Origin of the sequence: Saccharopolyspora sp. NPDC002686, from assembly GCF_040295745.1 — a bacterium.
GTDB lineage: Bacteria > Actinomycetota > Actinomycetes > Mycobacteriales > Pseudonocardiaceae > Saccharopolyspora > Saccharopolyspora oryzae.
This window is the reverse complement of sequence record NZ_JBEOVY010000440.1, coordinates 1-5,541: the sequence shown is the minus strand read 5'-3', so window position 1 is coordinate 5,541 and position 5,541 is coordinate 1. Positions and strand designations below refer to the sequence as shown.

Annotated in this window: 5 protein-coding genes and 1 pseudogene; all 6 read right to left on the bottom strand. The window is 69.9% G+C overall.

The window, feature by feature from the left end:
• Positions 1-121: serine dehydratase beta chain (locus ABTZ89_RS34930; protein WP_351053001.1), on the bottom strand; the 121-nt coding region annotated here is incomplete at its 3' end.
• Positions 118-720 carry a sarcosine oxidase subunit gamma gene (locus ABTZ89_RS34925; RefSeq protein WP_351052988.1) on the bottom strand — a complete coding sequence of 201 codons (603 nt, stop codon included), beginning with the start codon at positions 718-720 and terminating at the stop codon, positions 118-120. The genes ABTZ89_RS34925 and ABTZ89_RS34930, both read right to left, overlap by 4 nt.
• Positions 713-3,496 carry a 2Fe-2S iron-sulfur cluster-binding protein gene (locus ABTZ89_RS34920; protein ID WP_351052985.1) on the bottom strand — a complete coding sequence of 928 codons (2,784 nt, stop codon included), beginning with the start codon at positions 3,494-3,496 and terminating at the stop codon, positions 713-715. Before ABTZ89_RS34920 ends, ABTZ89_RS34925 begins: the two co-directional genes overlap by 8 nt.
• Positions 3,497-3,525: 29 nt before the next feature.
• Positions 3,526-3,804, bottom strand: coding sequence for a sarcosine oxidase subunit delta (locus ABTZ89_RS34915; RefSeq protein ID WP_270948044.1), 279 nt, complete (start codon positions 3,802-3,804; stop codon positions 3,526-3,528).
• A gap of 79 nt (positions 3,805-3,883) precedes the next feature.
• Positions 3,884-5,116, bottom strand: coding sequence for a sarcosine oxidase subunit beta family protein (locus ABTZ89_RS34910; protein WP_270948043.1), 1,233 nt, complete (start codon positions 5,114-5,116; stop codon positions 3,884-3,886).
• Positions 5,116-5,541: pseudogene (locus tag ABTZ89_RS34905) on the bottom strand (serine hydroxymethyltransferase); the annotation flags it as partial. The pseudogene ABTZ89_RS34905 and the gene ABTZ89_RS34910, both read right to left, overlap by 1 nt.

The window sequence follows — 5,541 nt, the reverse complement described above, 5'->3', positions numbered from 1 at the left end:
GCAACCGGCCCTCATCGCGCAGTCGCCGCGCGAACCGCTTGGCCGCCCGCATCGGCCCCACGGTGTGCGAACTCGACGGCCCGATGCCCACCGAGAACAGGTCGAAGACACTGATGCTCACAGCTGCACCAAGTCGTTGACATCCGGTGCGAACTCGGTGGTCGCGTCGGCCAGCCAGTCGGCCAGGTAGCGGGCGAAGGACGCCCGCACCAGGACCCAGTACCGGGGCTCTCGGGCATCGCAGCACACGAGCACGACCTGCGCCCGCGCCAACAACATCGACGCGCACCGGCCGGCGGGGAATGCACGCGGGTGCAGGTCAAGCGCGCACCCGGAGTTGAGCAGGTCTCGAGCGCGTTCCCCCGACACCTCGATGATGGTGCGGTGCGCGGAAACATCCACCACAGCACCGAAACCGCCACCGAGCGCCGAATTGAGCGTCCGCTCGATCCGGTCCTGCGCCCCCACCGGGCCGATGATCAGCCACTCGTCGGGGCCCAGCCACAGCACCACCAGATCGCGGGTCACCACGACGCCACCGGGGTCACCCGGCAACATCGCGCCGATGGCGGTGGCGATCCGCTCGGCTGCCGAACTCTTCGGATCGACGCGCAGTCCCACCTGCGCCCGGAACGGGACCTCCGCGATCCGCGCGACCGTCGCATCAGCCTTGGAGATCACCCGGTCAGCAAGCGGAGTAAGTGCCTCGGTGTCAGCCATCGCGGCGGGCTCCTTCCTTGTCGTAGAACACGGGCTCGGTCACCGTGACCGGAACCAGCCGGTCACCGACCGGGCTGTAGACGCACTCCCCGATCCGGTTCCGCCCGTTCTCCAACAGCGCCAACGCGAATCCGCGTTCCAGCACCGCGCTGCGGTAGCTGGAGGTGACGTGGCCCAGCATCGGCACCGGTGGTGCGGGCAGTTCCGCGGCTTCGACCAATTGAGCTCCCTCGTCGAGCACGAGGTCCGGATCCTGGGGCAACAGGCCGACGAAGTGCTTGCGGTCCTCCCGCGCCGTATCGGCTCGGGAGAAGGACCGCTTGCCGATGAAGTCGGGCTTCTTCTTCGACACCGCCCAGCTCATGCCGAGGTCGTGCGGGGTGACCGTGCCGTCGGTGTCCTGCCCGACGATCGGGAATCCCTTCTCGGCGCGCAGGACGTGCATGGTCTCGGTTCCGTACGGCGTGATGCCCTCCGGCTCGCCCGCGGCGACCAGCGCCTCCCACAGCGCGAGTCCGTGCCAGCGCGGAACGTTGATCTCGTAGGCGAGTTCACCGGAGAAGCTGATCCGGCACACCCGGGCCCGCAGCCCGGCGACCGCGGCGTCCTGCCAGGACATGAACGGGAAGCTGTCGTTGTCCACGGCCAGCTCCGGTGCCACCCGGGCCAGCACGGCGCGGGACTTCGGCCCGACCAGCGCGACGGTGGCCCACTGCTCGGTGACCGAGGTCAGGTGCACCCGGAGGTCCGGCCACTCGGTTTGGAGCCACTCCTCCAGCCACTCCAGCACGGCCGCCGCTCCCCCGCTGGTGGTGGTGATCAGATACCGGTCCGCAGCAACGCGGATCACGGTTCCGTCGTCGAAGACCATGCCGTCGGCCTTGCACATCAGGCCGTAGCGGATCCGGCCGACCTTGAGCGTGCTCATCATGTTGGTGTAGACCCGGTCCAGGAACTCAGCGGCGTCCGGTCCCTGCACGTCGATCTTGCCCAATGTGGACACGTCCTGGATGCCGACACCCTCGCGCACCGCCCGGCACTCGCGGAGCACGGCCGACGCCATGTCCTCCCCCGGGTGCGGGTAGTACCAGGGGCGCTTCCACTGGCCGACGTTCTCGAACGGAGCCCCCTGCTCGACGTGCCAGTCGTGCATCGCCGTCACCCGGATCGGGTCGTAGAGGTCGCCTCGTTCACGACCCGCCAGCGCGGCGAAGGCGACCGGCGCGTACGGCGCGCGGAAGGTCGTGGTGCCCAGTTCCGCGAGGTCCAGGCCCAGGATTTCGGCGATGACCCCGGTGGCCAGCGTTCCCGAGGTCTTGCCCTGGTCGTGAGCGGTGCCGATCGTGGTGTAGCGCTTGACGTGCTCGACGGAGCGCATGCCCGCGCCGGTCGCGCGACGGACGTCGGCCACCGTGGCGTCCCTGGCCAGGTCGACGAAGTGGTGGTCCCAACCCTGCGCACCGGGGACGAGCCAGGTCGGCTTCCCCGGTTCGACCGGAACCGGCCGGGTGCGCGGGATCGGTACCGGGTCCGCTGCGACGCCCAGCCTTTCGCTGGCCGCGGTCGCGGCGTCGGCTCCGTCGGCCAGGCATTCGCGCGTGGTCAGCAGGCCCGCTGCTGCACCGACCGTTCGCACCGGTTTGCCCGTCTCAACGGGGACGAACGCACCGAGATCAGCGGCGAACCGGAGTCCGGCCCGAGCCTGGCTGTGCAGGTGCACCGCGGGGTTCCAGCCACCGGAGACCAGCAGCAGGTCGCACTCCTCGCTGCGGTACTGGTTCGGTTCGCCGAGCGCGGCGAGGTGGGCTGCGGTCACGTGCTCGACACCGCTGGTGCCGACGACAGCTTGGCTGGTCAGGATGCGGATGCCGCGCTCGGCGCAACGCGCCGCCCAGTGCACCGGCGCGGTCTCCCGGACCTCCGCGATGCAGGCGATGTCGACGCCGGCGTCGTGCAGCTCGATCGCGGCAGAGTATGCGCTGTCGTTGGTGGTGAACACGACCGCGCGGCTGCCGACCAGCACTCCGTGGCGGTTGAGGTAGGTGCGTGCGGCACCCGCCAGCATCGTGCCCGGCCGGTCGTTGTCGGCGAACACGAGCGGACGCTCGTGGGCACCGGTGGCGAGCACCAGCTCGCGCGCCCGGATGCGCCAGATCCGCTGGCGGGACCCACCGCCGGTCCGCTTTTCCACGGCGACGACGTAGTTGTCCTCGTACAGCCCGAAAACCGTGGTATTCGGGAGCAGGCGCGCCTCGTCGCTGCCTCGCAGCTCCTCGGTCACCCGGTGCACCCAGTCCAGTGCCGGGGCGCCGTCGAACTCTTCGGGAGCACCGAGCAGACTCCCGCCGAACTCGGTGTCGGAATCGGCGACGATCACCCTGGCACCGGTGCGCGCCGCCTGGCGCGCTGCGGCCAGTCCGGCCGGTCCCGCTCCGACCACCAGCACGTCGCAGTGCGCGTGCATGGTGTCGTAGCGCGCGGGGTCGGCTTCCGCTGCCAACCGGCCACGCCCGCACAGGCCCGACGCCCGCAGCCCGTCCGACAGCGGCACGGTGGTGGCCGCCAGCATCGGTTCCGGGAAGGGCGCCTCGATCTGCACCAGGGCGTTGGGCTCCTCCACCCCGGCGGCCGCGATGCCGCGCGGACGGCCGTACTTGATGCTGGTGCCGACCTGGTGGACCCCGTTGGCCAGCAACGCCGACGCGAGCGTGTCACCGGCGTAGCCCTGGTGCTGCACGCCGTCGAAGTGGAAGGTCAGCGGACGGGAGCGGTCCACTCGGCCTCCTGCTGGTAGCCGCTGCGCGTTCACCGGGCGACCTCCTCGCGCTCCTGCATCCGGTAACCGGACTCGATCTCGTTGGTGACGGTGTCCCGCAGCACGTTGAACCAGCGCCGGCATCCGGAGACGTGCACCCAGCGCTCGGCGAACACGCCTTTGGGGTTGCTGCGGAAGAACAGGTAACGACCCCAGTCCTCATCGGACACCGACGCGGGGTCGTCCGGGTAGTCGACGTGCGCCTGACCGCCGTAGTGGAACTCGTTCTCGTCACGCGGCCCGCACCACGGGCAGGGGATGAGCATCATCAGGGACTCCAGGGGTTTTCCGAGCTGCGGAGCCGGGCTCGACTCGTTCGGCCGCGCACCCCGCGTTCGAGGAGGTTCTCTAGTGGGCAACGCCCGCGGCGCCGTGCTCGTCCACGAGCGCACCGGTGGTGAAGCGGTCGAGGCTGAACGGCGCGTTGAGCGGGTGCGGCCGGTCGTTGGCGATGGTGTGCGCGTAGCACCAGCCGACACCGGGGGTTGCTTTGAAACCGCCGGTGCCCCAACCGCAGTTGACGTAGAGGCCGTCGAACGGGGTCAGCCCCATGATGGCCGAGGCATCCGGGGTCACGTCGACGATGCCGCCCCAGGTGCGCAGCACGTGGGCGCGGGCGAAGATCGGGAACAGCTCCACTGCGGCGGACATCTGGCGCTCGATGACGTGGAAGGCGCCGCGCTGGGAATAGGAGTTGTAGGAGTCGATCCCGGCGCCGAGGACGAGTTCGCCCTTGTGCGCTTGAGAAACGTAGACGTGCACGGCGTTGGACATGACCACGGTGGGGTGGACGGGTTCGAGCAGTTCGGACACGAGGGCTTGCAGCGGGTGGCTTTGCAGCGGCAGCCGCAAGCCCAGGATGTCGGCCAGCACCGAGGTGTGCCCGGCGGCGGCCAACGCCACCTTGCCGGCCCGGATCGCTCCCCGGCTGGTCCGCACCCCGACCACCCGGTCACCGACCACGTCGAAACCGGTGACCTCGCACCCCTGGATCAGGTCCACCCCCAGCTGGTCGGCAGCGCGGGCGAACCCCCAGGCGACGTGGTCGTGCTTGGCGATACCGGCACGCGGCTGGTAGGTGGCGCCGAGCACCGGGTACCGGATGTCCGGCGAGGTGTTGAGGATCGGGCAGATCTCGGCCACCTGCATGGGATCCAGGAACTCGGCGTCGATCCCGTTGAGCTTGTTGGCGTTGACGCGCCGCACGCTGTCGCGCACGTCCTGCAGCGAGTGGGCCAGGTTGAGCACCCCGCGCTGGCTGAACAGCAGCGGGTACTCCAGCTCCGCTTCCAGCTCCTCCCAGAGCTTCAGCGCGTGTTCGTACAACCCCGCGCTTTCATCCCACAGGTAGTTGGAGCGGATGATCGTCGTGTTGCGGGCCATGTTCCCGCCCGCCAACCAGCCGCGCTCCAGCACGGCGACGTTGGTGATGCCGTGGTTCTTCGCCAGGTAGTAGGCAGTGGCCAGGCCGTGCCCGCCTGCTCCGACGATCACCACGTCGTAGGAAGCCTTCGGATCGGGCGTGCGCCACAACCAGTCCGGGTGTTCGGGGAGATCGGCCCCAGGGGTCCGCGGTGCCATCAACGACCTCCGTCCAGGTTCGGGTAGAGGGGGTGCTTGGCGGCCAGTGCCTCGACGCGGGCCCGCAGCTTGGCGCTGGCGGACTCGTCGAAGCCGGGCTTGAGCGCTTCGGCGATCACGTCGGCGACCTCGGTGAAGTCGTCCTTGCCGAAGCCGCGGGTGGCCAGCGCCGGGGTGCCGATGCGCAGACCCGAGGTCACCATCGGCGGGCGCGGGTCGTTGGGCACCGCGTTGCGGTTGACGGTGATGCCGATCTCGTGCAACCGGTCCTCGGCCTGCTGACCGTCCAGCTCGGAATCGCGCAGGTCGACCAGCACCAGGTGCACGTCGGTGCCACCGGAGACCAGCTGCACACCGGCCTTCTTGGCGTCCTCGGCCAGCAGCCGCTCGGCCAGGATCTGCGCGCCCTCGATCGTGCGGCGCTG